This is a genomic window from Kiloniellales bacterium (assembly GCA_030066685.1).
GTDB lineage: Bacteria > Pseudomonadota > Alphaproteobacteria > Kiloniellales > JAKSBE01 > JAKSBE01.
Genome location: JASJBF010000001.1, coordinates 331,938 through 349,798 on the forward strand (window position 1 = coordinate 331,938; position 17,861 = coordinate 349,798).

General features: G+C 68.5%; 17 protein-coding genes. 12 read left to right on the forward strand and 5 right to left on the reverse strand.

Annotation, left to right across the window (positions count from 1 at the left end):
• Positions 1-46 precede the first annotated feature (46 nt).
• From QNJ30_01555 to QNJ30_01590, 8 genes are all read left to right on the forward strand, one after another.
• A complete protein-coding gene (locus QNJ30_01555) occupies positions 47-2,293 on the forward strand; it encodes a PAS domain-containing sensor histidine kinase (GenBank protein ID MDJ0942121.1) in 2,247 nt (748 codons plus the stop codon).
• Positions 2,294-2,327: 34 nt separating this feature from the next.
• Positions 2,328-3,743, forward strand: coding sequence for a sigma-54 dependent transcriptional regulator (locus tag QNJ30_01560; GenBank protein MDJ0942122.1), 1,416 nt, complete (start codon positions 2,328-2,330; stop codon positions 3,741-3,743).
• Entirely contained in the window at positions 3,740-5,116 is a 1,377-nt protein-coding gene (trkA, locus tag QNJ30_01565) for a Trk system potassium transporter TrkA (GenBank protein ID MDJ0942123.1), read from the forward strand. Before QNJ30_01560 ends, trkA begins: the two co-directional genes overlap by 4 nt.
• 33 nt (positions 5,117-5,149) lie before the next feature.
• Positions 5,150-6,010 carry a D-amino-acid transaminase gene (locus QNJ30_01570; GenBank protein MDJ0942124.1) on the forward strand — a complete coding sequence of 287 codons (861 nt, stop codon included), beginning with the start codon at positions 5,150-5,152 and terminating at the stop codon, positions 6,008-6,010.
• Positions 6,007-6,675 (forward strand): HAD family hydrolase, encoded by a 669-nt coding sequence (locus QNJ30_01575; protein MDJ0942125.1) that lies wholly within the window; start codon positions 6,007-6,009, stop codon positions 6,673-6,675. Before QNJ30_01570 ends, QNJ30_01575 begins: the two co-directional genes overlap by 4 nt.
• Positions 6,676-6,814: 139 nt before the next feature.
• A complete protein-coding gene (gene hfq, locus QNJ30_01580; GenBank protein ID MDJ0942126.1) occupies positions 6,815-7,066 on the forward strand; it encodes an RNA chaperone Hfq in 252 nt (83 codons plus the stop codon).
• A gap of 91 nt (positions 7,067-7,157) precedes the next feature.
• Positions 7,158-8,432, forward strand: a complete 1,275-nt coding sequence (hflX, locus tag QNJ30_01585; GenBank protein ID MDJ0942127.1) for a GTPase HflX — start codon at positions 7,158-7,160, stop codon at positions 8,430-8,432.
• A 7-nt stretch (positions 8,433-8,439) separates the two neighbouring features.
• Entirely contained in the window at positions 8,440-9,282 is an 843-nt protein-coding gene (locus tag QNJ30_01590) for an inositol monophosphatase (protein MDJ0942128.1), read from the forward strand.
• A gap of 12 nt (positions 9,283-9,294) precedes the next feature.
• Here the strand turns inward: QNJ30_01590 and mazG are convergent, their stop codons facing one another.
• Entirely contained in the window at positions 9,295-10,104 is an 810-nt protein-coding gene (mazG, locus tag QNJ30_01595) for a nucleoside triphosphate pyrophosphohydrolase (protein MDJ0942129.1), read from the reverse strand.
• A 159-nt stretch (positions 10,105-10,263) separates the two neighbouring features.
• Here mazG and QNJ30_01600 point away from each other — a divergent pair, with 159 nt between their 5' ends.
• The 4 genes from QNJ30_01600 to QNJ30_01615 all read left to right on the forward strand — a co-directional run bounded on the left by QNJ30_01600 (position 10,264) and on the right by QNJ30_01615 (position 14,171).
• The gene (locus QNJ30_01600; GenBank protein ID MDJ0942130.1) at positions 10,264-11,031 is read left to right on the forward strand and encodes an NUDIX domain-containing protein; all 768 of its coding nucleotides are present in this window, start codon (positions 10,264-10,266) and stop codon (positions 11,029-11,031) included.
• A 3-nt stretch (positions 11,032-11,034) separates the two neighbouring features.
• Entirely contained in the window at positions 11,035-12,039 is a 1,005-nt protein-coding gene (locus QNJ30_01605; protein MDJ0942131.1) for an SPFH domain-containing protein, read from the forward strand.
• Between the two features lie 11 nt (positions 12,040-12,050).
• Positions 12,051-12,947 (forward strand): hypothetical protein, encoded by an 897-nt coding sequence (locus QNJ30_01610; protein MDJ0942132.1) that lies wholly within the window; start codon positions 12,051-12,053, stop codon positions 12,945-12,947.
• Positions 12,948-13,028: 81 nt separating this feature from the next.
• Positions 13,029-14,171 carry an aromatic ring-hydroxylating dioxygenase subunit alpha gene (locus tag QNJ30_01615; GenBank protein MDJ0942133.1) on the forward strand — a complete coding sequence of 381 codons (1,143 nt, stop codon included), beginning with the start codon at positions 13,029-13,031 and terminating at the stop codon, positions 14,169-14,171.
• A gap of 144 nt (positions 14,172-14,315) precedes the next feature.
• Here the strand turns inward: QNJ30_01615 and QNJ30_01620 are convergent, their stop codons facing one another.
• The 4 genes from QNJ30_01620 to metG form a co-directional block, all read right to left on the reverse strand.
• On the reverse strand, positions 14,316-15,092 hold the full coding sequence (locus QNJ30_01620) for an MBL fold metallo-hydrolase (GenBank protein ID MDJ0942134.1): 777 nt from the start codon (positions 15,090-15,092) through the stop codon (positions 14,316-14,318).
• A complete protein-coding gene (locus tag QNJ30_01625) occupies positions 15,089-15,877 on the reverse strand; it encodes a TatD family hydrolase (GenBank protein ID MDJ0942135.1) in 789 nt (262 codons plus the stop codon). Before QNJ30_01625 ends, QNJ30_01620 begins: the two co-directional genes overlap by 4 nt.
• Positions 15,878-16,001: 124 nt before the next feature.
• A complete protein-coding gene (locus QNJ30_01630; GenBank protein ID MDJ0942136.1) occupies positions 16,002-16,160 on the reverse strand; it encodes a hypothetical protein in 159 nt (52 codons plus the stop codon).
• 140 nt (positions 16,161-16,300) lie between these two features.
• Positions 16,301-17,860 carry a methionine--tRNA ligase gene (gene metG / locus QNJ30_01635; protein ID MDJ0942137.1) on the reverse strand — a complete coding sequence of 520 codons (1,560 nt, stop codon included), beginning with the start codon at positions 17,858-17,860 and terminating at the stop codon, positions 16,301-16,303.
• Position 17,861: the final 1 nt, after the last annotated feature.

Below are 17,861 nucleotides of genomic sequence, written 5' to 3' on the forward strand. Positions count from 1 at the left end.
GAGCGGCCTTCCTGCAACGACCTTCAACGACGCGTGAAGCCAATCGATGCCAGGAGATGATGCGGGCTCGGCGCTGCGCCAAGCCCTGAAGGACTTCCTCGACTGGGCGCGCCGGATCAATCTCGAGCGCAAGCTTGCCGTCGGTCTGATGATCGCGGCGATCGCATCGGGCATCGCGACCTATTGGGCGATGACCGGCGAATCGGCCAAGACCACCGGCCCGCGCGCGATCCTGATTCTGTTGAACCTGGATCTGGTCCTGCTTCTAGGGCTGGGCATCCTGGTGCTGCGCCGCATGGTGGCCCTCTGGACCGCGCGCCGCCGGGGCATTGCCGGCGCGCGCCTGCACAGCCGCCTGGCGGTGCTCTTCGGCCTGGTCGCGGTGACCCCGACTATCGTGGTCTCGGTCTTCTCCGTGCTGTATTTCAGCTTCGCACTCCAGGGCTGGTTCTCGGATCGGGTCAGCACCGCCGTGGAGGAATCCTTCGCTGTCGCCAAGGCCTACCTCGAAGAACACCGCCAGACCATCGGCGGCGATGCCCTGGCGATGGCGCAGGACCTGAACCGGGAGGGCCAGGTGCTGCTGTTCAACCGCGCCCGCTTCACCCAGTTCCTGGCCGCCCACGCCGCCTTGCGCTCCCTGACCGAAGCCGTGGTCTTCGATTCCAGCGGCCGGGTCCTGGGCCGGGCCGGGATCGGGCTGCTCTTGGACTTCGATCCGGCGATCCCGGACTGGGCCTTCGAGCAGAGCCGCGAAGGCGAGGTGGTGATCCTGACCGCGGACACCGACGACCGGGTCCGCGCCCTGGTCCGCCTGGATGCCTTCCAGAACACTTTCCTGGTCGTCGGCCGCCTGGTCGATCCGCGGGTCCTGGCCCATACCGACCGGGCCAGCAACGCCTCGACCATCTACAAGGCCCTGGAGCGCCAGCGCGAGGGCTTCCAGATCACCTTCGCGGCGATCTTCGTGGTCGTGGCGCTGCTCTTGCTCCTGGCCGCGACCTGGGTTGGACTGGCTTTCGCCAACCAGCTGTCACGACCGATTCAAGACCTGATCTCGGCGGCCAACCAGGTACGCCAGGGCGACCTGGCGGCTCGTGTCCCGGAGCCTGACAGCGGCGATGAGATCGGCTGGCTGTCGCGGGCCTTCAACCGCATGACCGGCCAGCTGGAAAGCCAGCAGCGCGCGCTGATCGACGCGAACAAGGAGTTGGACCAGCGTGGCCGCTTCACCGAGGCCGTGCTGTCGGGCGTCAGCGCCGGCGTGATCGGCCTGGACCACCAGGGCCGGATTACCCTGCCCAACCGCTCGGCCTGCGAGCTGCTGTCCGCGGAACCCGAAGAGCTGCGCGGCAAGCGCCTGAGCGAGGTGATTCCGGAACTGCGCGAACTGCTGGACAAGGCCGACAACGTGCGCCGCGACCACCAGCACCAGATCACGCTCAACCAGCCGGATGGCACGACCCGCACCCTGCTGGTTCGGATCACGACGGAGCGGGGCGGCCACGGGATTCTGGGCTTCGTCGTCACTTTCGACGACATTTCCGAGTTGATGTCGGCGCAGCGCAAGGCCGCCTGGGCCGATATCGCGCGGCGCATCGCCCACGAGATCAAGAACCCGCTGACCCCGATTCAGCTCTCGGCGGAACGTCTGAAGCGCAAGTACCTGGACGAGATCCAGAGCGACAAGGAGACCTTCGAAATCTGCACCGACACCATCGTGCGCCATGTCGGGGACATCGGGCGGATGGTCAACGAGTTCTCCAACTTCGCCCGGATGCCGGCCCCGGTGATGCAGGAGGAGAGCCTGACCGACGTCATCCGCCAGGCGGTCTTCCTGCAGCGCTCGGCCCATCCCGGGATCCGCTTCGACACCGACCTGCCCGAGGCGGCCGTCCAGGCGAACTTCGACCGCCAGCAGATCAGTCAGGCGCTGACCAACCTGCTGCAGAACGCCGTCGAATCGATCGAGGAGCGGATCGCCAGGGACGGCGAGGCCGACGGCGGCGAAATCCGGGTCTCGCTGGGACGCCTCGAGGAAGCGCTTGAGATCCGGGTCGAGGACAACGGCCGCGGTCTGCCGAAGAAGGACCGGGACCGTCTGACCGAGCCCTACATCACCACCCGCAAGCACGGCACCGGACTGGGCCTCGCGATCGTCAAGAAGATCATGGAGGACCACGGCGGCGACCTTAGGCTGGCCGACAAGGAGGGCGGGGGTGCGACCGTCTGTCTGTTCCTGCGCGCCAGCGAGGGACCGGGCGTCCGGAAGCAGGCGTCAGCCGCCGAGTGAGCTTCGCAACAGGGTTTGGCAAAGGCGAGAAGCCATGGCGCGTGAGATACTGATCGTCGACGACGAAGCCGACATCCGGATGCTGATCACCGGCATCCTGGCCGACGAGGGCTATGAGACCCGCGAGGCCTCGAACAGCACCGAAACCCTGGATGAGATCCGCAAGCGCCGGCCCGACCTGGTGATCCTCGACGTCTGGCTCCAGAACAGCGAGCTGGACGGCATCGAGGTGCTGACCAAGCTGAAGCGAGTCGATCCGACCCTGCCGGTGGTGATCATCAGCGGCCACGGCACGATCGGGACCGCGGTCCAGGCGATCAAGCTGGGCGCCTACGACTTCATCGAGAAGCCCTTCAAGTCCGACCGCCTGCTCCTGGTCGTGGAGCGCGCCCTCGAGGCCGCGGAGCTGCGCAGCGAGAACGAGGAACTGCGCCTGCGGGTCGGACCGGACAGCGACCTGATCGGCACCTCCTCCGCGATCAACCATCTGAGGCAAGCGATCGACAAGGTAGCGCGCACCGGCAGCCGGGTGTTGATCACCGGACCGGCCGGTGCCGGCAAGGAGGTCGTGGCGCGCCTGATCCATCAGAACTCGGCCCGCGCCGCCGAGGCCTTCGTCGCGCTGAACTGCGCGGCCATGCATCCCGACCGCCTGGAAAGCGAGCTCTTTGGCGCGGAGGCCGGCGCCGAGGGCGGCGACTCGCCCCGCAAGCTGGGCACCTTCGAGCGCGCCCACCGGGGCACGCTCCTGCTCGACGAGGTCGCCGACATGCCGCTGGAGACCCAGGGCAAGATCGTCCGGGTCCTGCAGGAGCAGACCTTTCGCCGCCTGGGCGGCGAGGGCGTGGTGCAGGTGGACGTCCGGGTCATCGCCTCGACCAACCGGGACCTGGCGAGCCTGATGCGCGAGGGCCGCTTCCGGGAGGACCTCTTCTACCGTCTGAACGTGGTGCCCCTGTCGGTGCCGGCCCTAGCCGACCGGCGCGAGGACATCCCCTTGCTCGCCAGGCATTTCATCGAGCGCTCGGCCGAGGCGACCGGCTTGCCGCCGCGCCGCCTGACCAGCGATTCCCTGGCGGTCCTGCAAGGCTACGGCTGGCCCGGCAACGTGCGGCAGCTGCGCAACGTCCTCGACTGGATCCTGATCATGGCCCCGGGCGACCCCGGCGAGCCGGTTGGCGCGGACATGCTGCCCGCGGACATCGGAGAAATCGCGCCGGCGGCCCTGCGCGGCGGCAACGGCGGCGAGATCATGTCCCTGCCGCTGCGCGAGGCGCGGGAGGTCTTCGAGCGGCAGTACCTGGAGGCCCAGGTCACCCGCTTCGGCGGCAACATCTCCCGGACCGCCGGCTTCATCGGCATGGAGCGCTCGGCGCTGCACCGCAAGCTGCGCTCGCTCGGCATCTCGACCTCCCCCGACCGTCCGCCGAGCAACGGTGGCGGTTCATGAAGGTGATCATCTGCGGGGCCGGCCAGGTCGGCTTCAACATCGCGCGCTACCTGTCCAGCGAGGGCGCCGACATCACCCTGATCGACCAGTCCGAGGCTCTGGTCACCAAGATCGCCGACTCCCTCGACGTCCAGGGGCTGGTCGGCTTCGCCTCGCACCCTGACATCCTCGAGCGGGCCGGCGCACCCGACGCCGACATGGTGATTGCGGTGACCTACGCGGACGAGGTCAACATGGTGGCCTGCCAGATCTGCCATTCGCTCTTCGACGTCACCACCAAGATCGCCCGCGTTCGCCATCAGAGCTACTTGAACCCCTTGTGGTCAGACCTCTTCAGCCGGGACCATCTGCCGATCGACGTGATCATCTCGCCGGAGATCGAGGTCGCACGGGCGATCAGCCGCCGGCTGGAGGTGCCGGGGGCCTTCGACGTCATTCCCCTGGCAGACGGCAAGGTCAGCCTGATCGGCGTCCATTGCACGCCGGAGACGCCGATCCTCGACACCCCGCTGCGCCAGCTCACCGGCCTTTTCCCGGACCTCCACATCCTGGTCATCGGGCTGCAGCGCGACGGCCGCGCCATCGTGGTCGCCCCCGAGGACGTCATGCTCGACGGCGACGACGTCTACTTCGTGGCGGAGACCGAGCACCTGACGCGGGCCATGGTCGCCTTCGGCCACGAGGAGAAGGAGGCCCGCCGGGTGATCATCGTCGGCGGCGGGAACATCGGCCTGAGCCTGGCGGAAATCGTCGAGGACAAGTATCCCCACGTGGCGCTCAAGCTGATCGAGATCAACAAGGAGCGCGCCGAGTACGTGGCACAGCAGCTCAAGCGCACGGTGGTCATCCACGGCGACGCGCTGGACCAGGAGATCCTGGAAGAGGCCAACGTCAAGGCGACCGAGACCGTGATCGCGGTCTCCAACGACGACGAGGTCAACATCTTGACCTCCCTGCTGGCCAAGCGCTTCGGCTCGCAGCGCGCGGTCACCCTGGTCAACTCGACGACCTACAGCCCCCTGATCGGGACCCTGGGCATCGACACCGTGGTCAGCCCGCGCGAGATCACTGTCTCGACCATCCTGCAGCACGTGCGCCAGGGCCGGATCCGATCGGTGCACTCCCTGTCCGAGGGCTTCGGCGAGATCATCGAGGCGGAAGCGCTGGAGACCTCGAGCCTGGTCGGGGTCCCGCTGCGCGAGGCCGACCTGCCCGAGGGAGTCATGGTCGGCGCCATCGTCCGCGGCGAGGAGGTCATCATCCCGCGCGGCGACACCGTGATCAAACCTAAGGATCAGGTCGTGATCTTCGCGGCGTCCAGCGCCGTCAAGTCGGTGGAAAAGCTCTTCGCCGTCCGGCTCGAGTTCTTCTAGCGGCGCCACCAGGGAGAAGGGGTACAAGACGCCATGGCGAGACAGGCTTACGTGAACGGGCGCTACCTGCCGCAGGGCGACGCGACGGTGCACATCGAGGACCGCGGCTACCAGTTCGCCGACGGCGTCTACGAGGTGGTGCCGGTGGTGCGCGGCGCGCTGGTCGACGAGGATCCCCACCTCGACCGGCTCGAGCGGTCCCTGGCAGAGCTCAGGATCCCCATGCCGGTGTCGCGGGCGGCCCTGAAGCTTATCAGCCACGAGCTCATGCGCCGCAACCGCCTGAGCAACGGCTTTCTCTACATGCAGGTGACCCGCGGGGTGGCGCCCCGGGACCACAAGTTCCCGAAGGCCGCGACGCCCGCCCTGGTCATGACCACCCGGCAGACCAAGCCGCACAGCGCCGCGCAACTGGCCGAAGGCGTCGCCGTGATCACGGTCCCCGACATTCGTTGGAAACGCTGCGATATCAAGTCGGTATCCCTGCTTCCCAATGTGTTGGGCAAGCAGGCGGCGGTCGAGGCCGGGGCCTTCGAGGCCTGGATGGTCGCCGAGGACGGTCGGGTGACCGAAGGCACCTCGACCAACGCCTGGATCGTGACCGGGGACAACAAGCTGGTGACCCGGGAAGCCGGCAACGCCATCCTCAACGGCATCACACGCGTGTCCTTGTTGCGCCTGGCCGAGGGCGAGGGCGTCGAGCTGGAGGAGCGCGCCTTCACCGTCGAGGAGGCCCTGGAAGCCCGGGAGGCCTTCATCACCTCCAGCACCAACTTCGTCATGCCGGTCACGCGGATCGACGACCGCCCGGTGGGCAACGGCCATCCCGGGATCCTGACCCAGCGGCTGCGCGAGGTCTACGAGGGCTACGCAGCCGGCACGGGGCCCGCGTGAGCCTGCCGAGGCCGCGGGCCCTGCTCTTCGACTGGGACAACACCCTGGTCGACACCTGGGCGGTCATCCACCAGGCCCTGAACGTGACCCTGCGGGCCATGGGCCAGCCGACCTGGACCTTGGAGGAGACCCGCGCCCGGGTCCGCGCCTCGGCCCGTGACAGCTTTCCCGAGCTCTTCGGCGGCCGCGCCGAGGAGGCCATGGCGATCTTCTACGGCACCTACGAGCGGGAGCACCTGAAGCGGCTCCGGGCGCTGCCCGGCATCGAGGAGATGCTGGCGGACCTGGCCGAGAGCCGCCGCTACCTGGGCGTGGTCAGCAACAAGAAGGGCAGCATCCTGCGCCGCGAGGCGGCCCATCTGGGCTGGGAGCGGTGGTTCGGCCGCCTGGTCGGCGCCGAGGATGCCGCGGCGGACAAGCCGGACCCTGCGGCGATCGACCTGGCGCTGGCGGGGTCCGGTCTGACGGCCGGGCCGGAGGTCTGGTTCGTCGGCGACACGGACATCGACATGGCCTGCGCGCAGGCGGCCGGCTGCACGGCGATCCTGCTGCGCGAAGCCGCACCGGCACCGGGCGAATTCGCCGCGCATCCGCCCTGCCGGCACGCGGCGACCTGCGCTGAGCTTATGGCATCTATTGGGAAGTCTGAGTTTTCATCCCGGTGAATACGTGATACTCAACCTTAAGGTTTGTCTCTGCTCGTGCCACGTGCGCGGGGTCTCCCGGTACAGTTAGGCAAACGGTCCTAGCTCCAGCGGTTTCTGGAGCCGCAGCTGAGACGAAAACGAAACGTGAGGGGGTCGCATGGCGGCGGAGAAATCACAAAACGTTCAGGACGTTTTTCTGAATCACGTCCGCAAGAACAAGGTTCCGGTCACCGTATTCCTGGTCAACGGTGTCAAGCTCCAAGGCGTGATCACTTGGTTCGACAATTTCTGCGTCCTGCTGCGGCGCGATGCACACTCGCAGCTTGTCTACAAGCACGCCATCTCTACCGTAATGCCGTCGACGCCGGTGCAGCTCTTCGAGCCGTCCAAGGAAGGAGAGGGGTCCTGACGGAGCGAACCTTAAGGATCTCAGATTGAATCGGGAGGATCCCAGCGCAGCGGCACCGGCGGGAAAGGAAAGCTCGACCGGCCGCGTCGTGGTGCTGCATCCGGCCCTGGCAGAGGCGCGGCAGAGCCGACGCGCTGCCGAGGGGCGCCTGGCCGAAGCCGTGAGCCTCGCCGCAGCCATCGATCTCGAGGTCGTACACGCTGAAGTTGCAACACTCCCGCGGCCGCGGCCGGCGACTCTCTTCGGTCAAGGCACCGTCGAGCGCCTGGCCGGGACCGTCTCGGCCTGCCGGGCCGATCTTGTGCTGGTCGACCGGGCGCTGTCCCCGGTGCAGCAGCGCAATCTCGAAAAGGCTTGGAAGACCAAGGTTATCGATCGGACCGGGCTGATCCTCGAGATCTTCGGCGCCCGGGCCAGGACCAAGGAGGGCAGCCTGCAGGTCGAGCTGGCGGCCTTGAACTACCAGCGCTCGCGCCTGGTGCGCTCTTGGACCCACCTGGAGCGGCAGCGTGGCGGCTTCGGCTTCCTCGGCGGCCCGGGCGAGAGCCAGCTGGAGATCGACCGGCGCCTGATCTCGGAGCGGATCACGCGGATCAAGGCCGAGCTCGAGAAGGTCAAGCGCCGGCGCGGCCTGCATCGCCGGGCGCGTCAGCGCGTGCCCTATCCGGTGGTCGCCCTAGTCGGCTACACCAACGCCGGAAAGTCGACGCTTTTCAACAGGATCACCGGCGATGCGCAGCTCGCGCACGACATGCTCTTCGCGACCCTGGATCCGACCATGCGCCTGGTGCGCCTGCCGGGCGGCCTGGAGGCCATCCTCTCCGACACCGTCGGCTTCATTTCCGACCTGCCGACCGACCTGGTGGCAGCCTTCCGGGCCACCCTGGAGGAGGTGGTCGAGGCCGACCTGATCCTCCACGTCCGGGACATCGCCAACCCCGACAGCGAGGCCCAGCGCCAGGACGTCCTGGCTATCCTCGCCGACCTCGGCCTGGAGGCCGGCGCCGAAGAGCCCATGCTCGAGGCGCTCAACAAGATCGACAGCCTGACCCCGGCACAGCGGCAGGCGGTGCGCGAGCGCGCCGCACGCAAGCCGGAGGTCCTGGCCTGCTCGGCCCTGACCGGCGAGGGCCTGCCCGAGCTACTGCAGGCCGTCGAGGCGCGGCTGGTGCGAGACCACAAGCGGGTCGAACTGACCCTCGGGCCGGAGGAAGGGGCCGCCATCGCCTGGCTCCACGAGCACGGCCGGGTCCTGGAGCGTCGGGAGGTCGAGGGCAAGACGCACATGTGCATCAGCCTGAGCCCGGCGGCCCTGGCCCGCTTCGAGCAGCGCTACGGCGCGCAGCGGGAGGCCGCGGCGGAGTGAGCGGCCTGTGACCGTCTCGATCGAAGAGGTCACCCGGGTCCTGCTGGAGACGGCAGCCGAAGAGGTGCTCCCGCGGTTCCGCAGCCTCGACGAAGAGGACAAGCGGATCAAGGCGGGCGGCGAGGTCGTGACCGTCGCCGACGAAGCCGCGGAGCGGCGCCTGACGCAGCGCCTGCGCGCCCTCCTGCCGGGTTCCCTGGTGGTCGGCGAGGAGGCCGCCGCCGCCGATCCCGAGGTCTTCGCGAATCTGGCCCGGGACGAAGCGGTCTGGCTGATCGATCCCATCGATGGCACCACCAACTTCGCCGAAGGCGTGCCGGTCTTCGCGATGATGCTGGCCCTGGTCGAGCGGGGAGAGATCTGCGCCGCCTGGATCCACGACGTGCCCGGCGAGCGGACCGGCGTGGCGGAGCGGGGCAGCGGCAGCTGGATCGAGGGGCACCGTCTCCAGGTCGCCGCCGCCGCCGCCCTCGGTGAGATGACCGGGACGCTTCATGCCGGCCAGTTCGGCGGCTCGGAGCTGCGCGAGCGGATCCGGGCCAAGCGCGGCAAGCTGGGCGCGATCCGCAGCCTGCGCTGCGCCGGGGCGGAGTACCTGCGCCTGGCCGCCGGCGAGATGCACTACAGCCTCTTCACCAAGCTGATGCCCTGGGACCACGCGCCGGGCGTTCTCCTGCACGCCGAGGCGGGCGGCTACGCCTGGACCGCCGAGGACCGGCCCTATTCGCCGCGCCGGCGCGAAAGCCGCGGGCTCCTCCTGGCACCGGACGAGGCCTCCTGGCGCTTGCTCCACGAGGAGCTTTACGGCGACGCCGTGGTCACCACCGGGGGAACGCCAGGCGCGCCCTGAGCCTGCTGGCTCTCAGCCCTCCGAGGCTTTTGCCGCCTGCCAAAGGCCTTCGAGTTCGTCCAAGGAAGCTTCCGCGGGGCCGCGGCCCTGGGCGGCGAGGGCGGTCTCGATGGCCCGGAAGCGCCGCTCGAACTTGGCGTTGCAGCGGCGCAGGGCGACCTCGGGATCGATCGTGAGGTGGCGCGCCAGGTTGACCAGGGCGAAGAAGAGGTCGCCGATCTCGTCCTCCAACCGCTCCCGGTCGCCGCCGCAGGTCATTTCCTCTTTCAATTCAGAGACCTCTTCTTCGATCTTCGCAAAGACCTGGGCGGCTTCCGGCCAGTCGAAGCCGACTCGGGCAGCGCGCTTCTGCAGCTTCTCCGCGCGCATCAGGGCGGGCAGGGCGAGGGCCACGCCGCCGAGGACGCTCTCGCCATCACCCTTGGCGGCGCGCTCCTGGGCCTTGTGCTCCTCCCAGGCCCGGCGCTGGGCGGCCGCGCCCCCGACCTCGGTCTCGCCGAAGACGTGGGGGTGGCGGCGCTCCATCTTGTCGGAGATCGCGGCGGCGACCTGGGTGAAGTCGAAGGCGCCGGCCTCCTCGGCCATGCGGGCGTGGAAGACGACCTGGAGCAGCAGGTCGCCGAGCTCGTCGCGCAGCTCGCCCATATCGTCGGCCTCGATGGCCGCCGCCACCTCGTAGGCCTCCTCGATGGTGTAGGGGGCGATGCTGCGGAAGTCCTGCTCGATGTCCCAGGGACAGCCGTGCTTCGGATCGCGCAACCGGGCCATGATCTCGAGCAGGCGCCGGGTCTGCGCTTCGGCTTGGATCGATTCGTCGGTCATAGCGCCGGATCTTAGCCAAGCCGGGCGCCCCGGGCCATGGCCGAGACGGGGCGCCGAGGCAGCGTCCCCGGGGACCCTGGCCTTGACATAAACCTTGACATATGTGCGATCTGATAATATGTAATACGCGAAATAGATATATCTCTGGGAACCGAAGCCATGAGCGGCAAGGCCGGACAGACGACAGAAAGCGCTCCCGACGATCCCAGGGCCTACGAGCGGCCGTCGGTCACGGTCGACCTGGCGCTGCTTTCGGTCCGCGAGGGGCGTCTGAGCGTGCTCCTGCTGCGCCGCGACCGGGCGCCGTTCCAGGGTGCCTGGTCTCTGCCGGGCGGCTTCGTGCGCATCGACGAATCGCTCGAAGAAGCGGCGGAGCGGATTCTGCGCGAGAAGGCGCAGATGTCCGGCGTCTTCATGGAGCAGCTCTTCACCTTCGGCGCGATCGACCGCGACCCCCGCGCCCGCGTCATCACCGTGGCCTACTACGCCCTGGTGGAAGCCGGGCGGTTCGACGAGGCACTGAAAGCCTCGGCCGAGCTTTCCTTGTTTGAAATCCTCGTGCCCTGGGCGGGCGAGACCGGGGGCGCGGTCGCCATCTGCTCCGCCGACGGCGAGACCGAGCCGCTCGCCTTCGACCACGCCGAGATCCTCGGCATGGCGGTCAAGCGGCTGCGCGGCAAGCTGGACTACAGCCCGGTCGGCTTCGAGCTTCTGCCGGAGCGCTTCACCCTGCGCCAGCTCCAGGAGGTCCACGAGGCGATCCTCAATCGCCGCATGAACAAGCCCGCCTTCCGCCGCCGGATGCTCGACAAGGGCGTCCTGCAGGCGACCGGAGAGCGGGAGAGCGGAGTCACCTACCGGCCGGCCGAGCTCTATCGCTTCCTCGCGCCGAAAGCCGCCGGTCCGGGCCAGAACCAGGAGGGTTGAGACATGGCCGAGATCCGCCGCTATCCCTTTCTGCGCCACCTGCGCAGCGAAGCCAGCGTTCACGTGACCCACTACCGCAAGGGCCGCAAGCACAGGGCGGGCAGGGGCCTGGCCTTCTGGTTCCGCCCCGACGGCGCCAGCATCGCCGAGATCCCGATGGACGACCGCGACATGCCCTTTCTGTTCCGGGGCCGCTCCAAGGACTTTCAGGAGGTCACGGTGCAGGGGCTGATCACCTGGCGGGTCGCCGATCCCGAGGGGCTCGCCGAGCGCCTGGACTTCACGATCGACTTGAAGACCGGCGCCTATCTCAATGAACCTATTGACCAGGTTGCGAGCCTCTTGACCGGGCTCGCACGTCAGGAGGCGCTGCGCTACCTGGCGGAGCTGCCGATCGGCGAGCTGCTGGAAAATGGCCCGGCGCCGGTCCAGGCCTGCGTCGAGCGCGGCCTGACCTCGGCCGAGCGCCTGACCGATATGGGGATCGAGGCGGTCACGGTCCGCCTAGCGGACCTGGCGCCCTCGGCCGAGCTGGACCGGGCCCTGCAGACCCCGACCTTCGAGGCCCTGCAGCAGCGCGCCGATCAGGCAACCTTCGAGCGCCGGGCCCTGGCGGTCGAGAAGGAGCGGGCGATCGCCGAGAACGAGCTGCAGAACCGCATCGAACTCGCACGCCGGGAAAGCCAGCTCATCGCCCAGGAAGACGAGAACGCCCGCAACCGCGCGACCGGCGAGGCCGAGGCCCGGCAGATCGCGGCGGCCGGGGAGGCCGAGCGGATCCGGGTCGTCGGCCAGGCCCGCGCCGAGACCGAGAAGGCGCGCATGGAGGTCTACCGCGACCTGCCGCGCGACGTCCTCCTGGCCCTGGCGGCCCGGGAGTTCGCCGGCAAGCTGACCTCGATCGAGCACCTCAGCGTCACGCCGGACCTGCTGGGCAGCCTGCTGGGCTATCTGGCCCGTGCGGGAGCCAAGCGCCTCGAGCACGACGCCCAGACGGGCGCCGACTAGGCGGGCGGGCCATGGCCAGCACCGCGGCCCGCGCCGTGGTCGTGACGCGCGAGACAGACTACGAAGCTCTGCTCGCGCGCCACGCCACCCGGGAGCAGGCGCGCTTCTTCCTGAAAAGCCGCGGCCAGAGCCTGGAGGCGGTCGAGGCGCGCCACACACGATTCCAGGCCGCGCTGCAACAGGTCCGCACGGCGATCCCGCTGGACTGGCGTCGCTCCCTGATCCGCCGGGGCGACCTGGACCGCTTCCTCTTCGGCCCCGAGGATGTGGTGATCGCGGTCGGCCAGGACGGCCTGGTTGCCAACCTGGCGAAGTACCTGGACGGGCAGCCGGTCCTGGGGATCAACCCGGAGCCGGAGGTCAATCCCGGGCTCCTGGTGCCGCTGCCACCGGCGGCGACCGGCGGGCTTCTGCTGCCGGCGGCCGAGGGCACGGCGGATCTGGAGCCCCGTACCATGGCCGAGGCCCGCCTGGACGACGGCCAGAGCCTTCTGGCCCTCAACGAGATCTTCGTAGGCCATCGCAGCCACCAGTCGGCCCGCTACCGGCTGTCCCGGGACGGGCAGGTCGAGGAACAGTCCTCTTCCGGGATCATCGTCGCCACCGGGACCGGGGCCACGGGCTGGGCCCGCTCGATCATGGAGAGCCGCCGGATCACTCTGGAGCTCGATCCCGTCGCACGCGAACTCGGGTTCTTCGTCCGCGAGCCCTGGCCCAGCGCGACCACCGGCACCGCCCTGTCGGCCGGCCGGCTGGGCGACGGCGCCGCACTCGAGGTGCTGTCGCACATGCAAAGCGGCGGCGTGGTCTTCGCCGACGGCATCGAGGCCGACCACCTCGGCTTCGACTGGGGCCGCCGGCTCGAGGTCCGCGTCGCCGAACGGCGCCTCAACCTGGTGAGGGGATAGCCGGCTCGAGAATTGACAAGCCACGGCCGGACAAGCCTAGGATCGTCTAAGTCCGGCGGTGTCCGGGGAACAGGGGCTGGGATGACGCAGGACCGGCAGAGCTTGGAAGCCCTCAAGGCGGAGCTGCGCGCGCTGCCCGGAACGCCGGCGGAAGAGGCGCACACGCTGCCGCCCGGCGCCTTCACCTCCGAGGCCTTTTTCGCCTTGGAGCAGGAACACCTCTTCCGGCGCGAATGGGTCTGCCTGGGGCACGAGTCCGACATCCCGGCGCCCGGCGACTACTTCACGAGCGAGCTGGCCGGCGAGCCCCTGATCGTCTGCCGTGACGCCGACGGGCCGGTCCGCGTGCTGTCCAACGTCTGCCGTCACCGTGGCACCGTTCTCCTGCAAGGCGCTGGAAACAAACGTGTTTTTGTGTGCCCTTACCACGCCTGGAGCTACGGGCTCGACGGCCGCTTAAAGAGCGCGCCGCATATGGATCAGGTTGCGGGCTTCGACAAGGCGGCCTGCCGCCTGCCGGTCTTCGCCAGCGAAATCTGGCGCGGCTTCGTCTTTGCCAACCTGGGAGGCGCGACCAAGCCCCTGGCAAAGCGGCTCGGGACCCTCGAAGCCCTGATCGAGAACTACGGCATCGAGCACCGAAAGGCCGTGCTGGTCGAGGAAGAGGCCTGGGCCGCCAACTGGAAGTGCCTGGTCGAGAACTTCATGGAGGCCTATCACCTCAGCCCGATGCACCCCAAGACGCTGCACCCCATGATGCCGAGCACGCTCTGCGAGCGGCTCGAGGTCGGCGAGGGCTGCAGCGCCTACCGGGGCAACTACCGGCCCGGCACGCCGCAGCGCAGGCCCTTTCCCGAAGCGCTGACCGCGCAGGAGCGCAACAGCAGCCTGCTGTTCAGCGTCTTTCCCAACCTCGTGATCGCGCTGGGGCCCAGCACGGTCCTCTACCTCTGCATCTTCGCCAATGGGCCGGGCGCCTTGAGGGTCCGCTGGGGCCTGCTCGCGCATCCCGGAGAGGCGGGCAGAAAGGCCGCCCGCGACTACGAAGGCCTGGTCCGGGCCTTCAACGCCGAGGACAAGGTGACCCTCGAGAGCCTGCAGAAGGGCCTGGGCTCGCGTCACCTCGCGCGCAGCCCTCTGGCGCCCGCCGACTACGAAGGCACCGTCTGGGACTTCTATCTCTATCTGGCACGCCGCCTCGGCGAGAACGGCGCACTGGACTGAGGCGGTGTCCGCCGCCGACTTGTTCTGGCGCGAGGGGAGATGCCAGTCAGCAGCGGCAGGCGATGCCTCTGCCAACACAAATCGCGCATAATGTATATTATGGAAAATACACGATACCCTGGCACTGCCGGGCGTCCAAGGCCTTCAGGCGCCGCTGATCTCGACCACCTGGCCGTCGTAGGCCGGCTCGACGCCCGCCGGACAGCGGCTCTTGAGCTCGGCGTAGTCCGTCTTGTGGTTCATATGGGTCAGCAAGGCCCGCTCGGGCTTCAGGCGCTCGATCCAGGCCAAGGTCTGCTCCGTGTGGGAGTGCGTGGGATGCGGCCCGTCCTGCAGGCAGTCGACGATCCACAGCCGGACGCCGTCCAGCGCCGCGAAGGCCGCGTCGTCCAGGTCCGAGACGTCGGTCGAATAGGCCATGTCGCCGATCCGGAATCCGAGCGACCGGCCCTCCTCGCCATGGCCCTGGACGAAGGGCGTGACCTCAACGCCGGCGGCTTCGAAGGCGTCCTCGACCACATGATCTTCGAGCAGCGGCCGGTAGAAGCTGCCCGGCGGGCAGCTCGAGGTGAAAGCATAGGCGAAGCGCAAAGTCAGCATGGCCTGGGTCTCGGCGTCCATGAAGGCCGGGATCGGCGCCTTCCGCCGATAGACCAAGGACCGCAGGTCGTCCAGACCGTGGCAGTGGTCGGCATGGTGATGGGTGAAGAGCACGGCGTCGAGCCCGGTGACGCCGGCATCGAGCAGTTGGGCGCGCAGGTCCGGTGACGCATCGATCAGGATGCTGGCGTCGCTGGTCTCGACCAGGACCGAGACTCGGCGTCGCCGGTTGCGCGGGTTCGTCGGATCGCAGCGGCCCCATTCGCCGCCGACCAGCGGCACGCCACCGGAGCCGCCGCAGCCCAGAATCGTGACCTTCATGCCGCGGCGGGCCGCGCCGCCCTGTCAAATAAATCATAGAAATTATTAGTGGTTACCTGAGCAAGCTCATCTGCAGTGACAGCCTTGAGCTCGGCCAGGGCCGCCGCCGTATGAACCACGAAGGCCGGCTCGTTCCGCTTGCCCCGCCGCGGCACCGGCGCCAGGTAGGGCGCGTCGGTCTCGACCAGCAGGCGCTCCAGGGGTACCCGGCGCAGGGTCTCGCGTAGTTCTTCCGCCTTCTTGAAGGTCATGATTCCGGAGACGCCGATGTAGAAGCCCAGGTCCAGGGCCGCCTCGGCCAGCGCCGGGCCCGCGGTGAAGCAGTGGATCACGCCGTTCAGGGCGCCGGCTTCGGCTTCCTCCCGCAGGATCGTGACGGTATCCGCATCGGCGTCCCGGGTGTGGACGATGAGCGGCAGGCCGGTCTCCCGGGCGGCCGCGATGTGGCTGCGAAAGCTGCGCTGCTGCGCCTCCCTCGGGCTGTGTTCGTAGAAGTAGTCGAGGCCCGTCTCGCCGATGCCGACGACCTCCGGCAGGTCCGCCAGGGCACAGAGCCGCTCCGGGGTCTCCTGCCCCTCCTCCGCCGCTTCGTGCGGATGCACGCCGACCGAACAGGAAACCTCGGGAAAGCGCTGCGCAATACCCCGGACGACGTCGAACTCGGAGAGCTTGGTGCAGATCGTCACCATCGCCGAGACCCCGGCCCGGCGCGCCCGGCCGACGATCTCCTCGAGGTCGCCGTCGCGCGCCAGGTAGTCGAGGTGACAGTGGGAATCGATCAGCATCGTCCGGTCTCACAGGGCTGGCCCCGATCCGAGACATCGCATCGCGACGTCCCGGCGCGAGGCCGGATCTTCTACGAGGCGTGCTGATAGCGCGGCACCGCTGCCCGCGTCAACGCAGCTTGATCTAGCGGCGGCGCGGCGTTGCGGGTTCGAGGCCGAGGCGGACCGCCGCGGGGCGCCGGCCGGCGAGGAGCAGGCCGCTCTTGAATCGGCTGGTCAGGGAGAAACGGCGCGGCTGCGGCGGCGCTTTGGTCAGTCCCCTGCCCGAGGTCGGTTTCTTCATCGCTTCCGCCTTCGGCTGATTGCTCAGCGGCATCCCTTTCGGAACGCGGTTGGAAACGATAGGCGGCGAAGTGTTAACCAAAGCTGAATCGTGCGGGCGCGACCGCAGCGAAGGGACGCGCCCGCGCCGTCGGAAAGCGATCAGGAGGCCGTTTCCTCTTCCTCGACGAAGCGCGGGAAGACTCCCTGCGGCTTCGGCAGCTCCCTGCCGACAGCAAGCGGCGACGGAAGCGCCGCCGCATCGCGGTCCGCTTCCGCGACGCCGAGTTGGTCAAGCAGCCGGGCCATGGACTGCGGCATCACCGGCTGGCTCACGATTGCCAGGTGGCGCAGCACCTCGGCGCCGACGTAGAGCACCGTCGCCATCCGGGCCGGATCGGTCTTTCTCAAAGCCCAAGGCGCCTGCTCGTCAACGTAGCGGTTCGCGGCGCCGACGAGCTCCCAGGTCGCTTCCAGCGCCTTGTGGAAGGCCTGGACCTCGTAGTGCGCGCGCAGCCGGTCGAGCAGCCCCGCAGCCTGGTCGAGCAGAGCCCGGTCGGCGTCCGCGAAGGCACCGGGCGCCGGCACCCGGCCCTCGCAGTTCTTGGCAATCATCGACAGGATGCGCTGACCCAGGTTGCCAAAGTCGTTGGCCAAGTCGCTGTTGCTGCGACGAATCAGGCTCTCGCGCGAGATGCTGCCGTCATTGCCGAAGGGCACCTCGCGCAGCAGGTAATAGCGCAGCTGGTCCAGGCCGAATTCCTCGACGATGGCCTGGGGCGAGAGAACGTTGCCCAGCGACTTGGACATCTTCTGGCCCTCGACGTTGAGGAAGCCGTGGGCGAAGACCCGCTTGGGCAGCGGCAGGCCGGCGGACATCAGGAAGGCCGGCCAGTAGATCGTGTGGAAGCGCAGGATGTCCTTGCCGATGACGTGCAGGTCTGCGGGCCAGTAGGTCTTGAAGGCCTCGCAGTCCTCGTCCGGATAGCCGACGCCGGTGATGTAGTTGGTCAGGGCGTCGAGCCAGACGTACATGATGTGGTCGGCGTCGCCCGGCACCGGGATGCCCCAGCGGAAGGTGGTGCGCGAGATCGAGAGGTCGAGCAGCCCCTGCTTGATGAAGTTCTCGACCTCGTTGCGCCGGTAATGCGGCAGAATGAAGTCCGGGTTGGCCGCGTAGTGCGCCAGCAGCTTGTCGGCGTAGGCCGAGAGCCGGAAGAAGTAGGTCGGCTCCTCGACCCAGTCGACCGGCGCGCCGGACGGCGCCAGGAACCTGCCCTCGCCGTCCTTGGTCAGCTCGTCCTCGGCGAAGAAGGCCTCGTCGCGCACCGAGTACCAGCCGGCGTACTTGCCGAGGTAGATGTCTCCGGCCGCCTCCAGCTTTCGCCAGATCGCCTGGCTGGAGGTGACATGCCGGGCCTCGGTGGTCCGGATGAAGTCGTCGTTTGAGATGTCGAGGTAGCCGCCCATTGCGCGGAACAGGCCGGCGATCTCGTCGCAGAAGGCCTTGGGCTCCTTGCCCGCGGCGCCGGCGAACTGCTCGACCTTCTGGCCGTGCTCGTCGGTCCCGGTCAGGAAATGCACGTCGTAACCGTCCAGCCGCTTGAAGCGCGCCATGACATCCGTCGCGATGGCCTCGTAGGCATGCCCCAGGTGGGGCGCACCATTGACGTAGGAGATCGCGGTCGTGATGTAGTACGGCGTCTTGTCCGCGGCGGACATG

Bases quoted from the DNA above. Each gene is read 5' to 3' on its own strand.
- QNJ30_01615 (MDJ0942133.1), top strand. From the start codon at position 13,029: ATGACGCAGGACCGGCAGAGCTTGGAAGCCCTCAAGGCGGAGCTGCGC.
- QNJ30_01555 (MDJ0942121.1), top strand. From the start codon at position 47: ATGCCAGGAGATGATGCGGGCTCGGCGCTGCGCCAAGCCCTGAAGGAC.
- QNJ30_01630 (MDJ0942136.1), bottom strand. From the start codon at position 16,160: ATGAAGAAACCGACCTCGGGCAGGGGACTGACCAAAGCGCCGCCGCAG.
- hfq (MDJ0942126.1), top strand. From the start codon at position 6,815: ATGGCGGCGGAGAAATCACAAAACGTTCAGGACGTTTTTCTGAATCAC.
- QNJ30_01605 (MDJ0942131.1), top strand. From the start codon at position 11,035: ATGGCCGAGATCCGCCGCTATCCCTTTCTGCGCCACCTGCGCAGCGAA.
- QNJ30_01600 (MDJ0942130.1), top strand. From the start codon at position 10,264: ATGAGCGGCAAGGCCGGACAGACGACAGAAAGCGCTCCCGACGATCCC.
- QNJ30_01610 (MDJ0942132.1), top strand. From the start codon at position 12,051: ATGGCCAGCACCGCGGCCCGCGCCGTGGTCGTGACGCGCGAGACAGAC.
- QNJ30_01620 (MDJ0942134.1), bottom strand. From the start codon at position 15,092: ATGAAGGTCACGATTCTGGGCTGCGGCGGCTCCGGTGGCGTGCCGCTG.
- QNJ30_01625 (MDJ0942135.1), bottom strand. From the start codon at position 15,877: ATGCTGATCGATTCCCACTGTCACCTCGACTACCTGGCGCGCGACGGC.
- QNJ30_01570 (MDJ0942124.1), top strand. From the start codon at position 5,150: ATGGCGAGACAGGCTTACGTGAACGGGCGCTACCTGCCGCAGGGCGAC.
- mazG (MDJ0942129.1), bottom strand. From the start codon at position 10,104: ATGACCGACGAATCGATCCAAGCCGAAGCGCAGACCCGGCGCCTGCTC.
- metG (MDJ0942137.1), bottom strand. From the start codon at position 17,860: ATGTCCGCCGCGGACAAGACGCCGTACTACATCACGACCGCGATCTCC.
- QNJ30_01560 (MDJ0942122.1), top strand. From the start codon at position 2,328: ATGGCGCGTGAGATACTGATCGTCGACGACGAAGCCGACATCCGGATG.
- trkA (MDJ0942123.1), top strand. From the start codon at position 3,740: ATGAAGGTGATCATCTGCGGGGCCGGCCAGGTCGGCTTCAACATCGCG.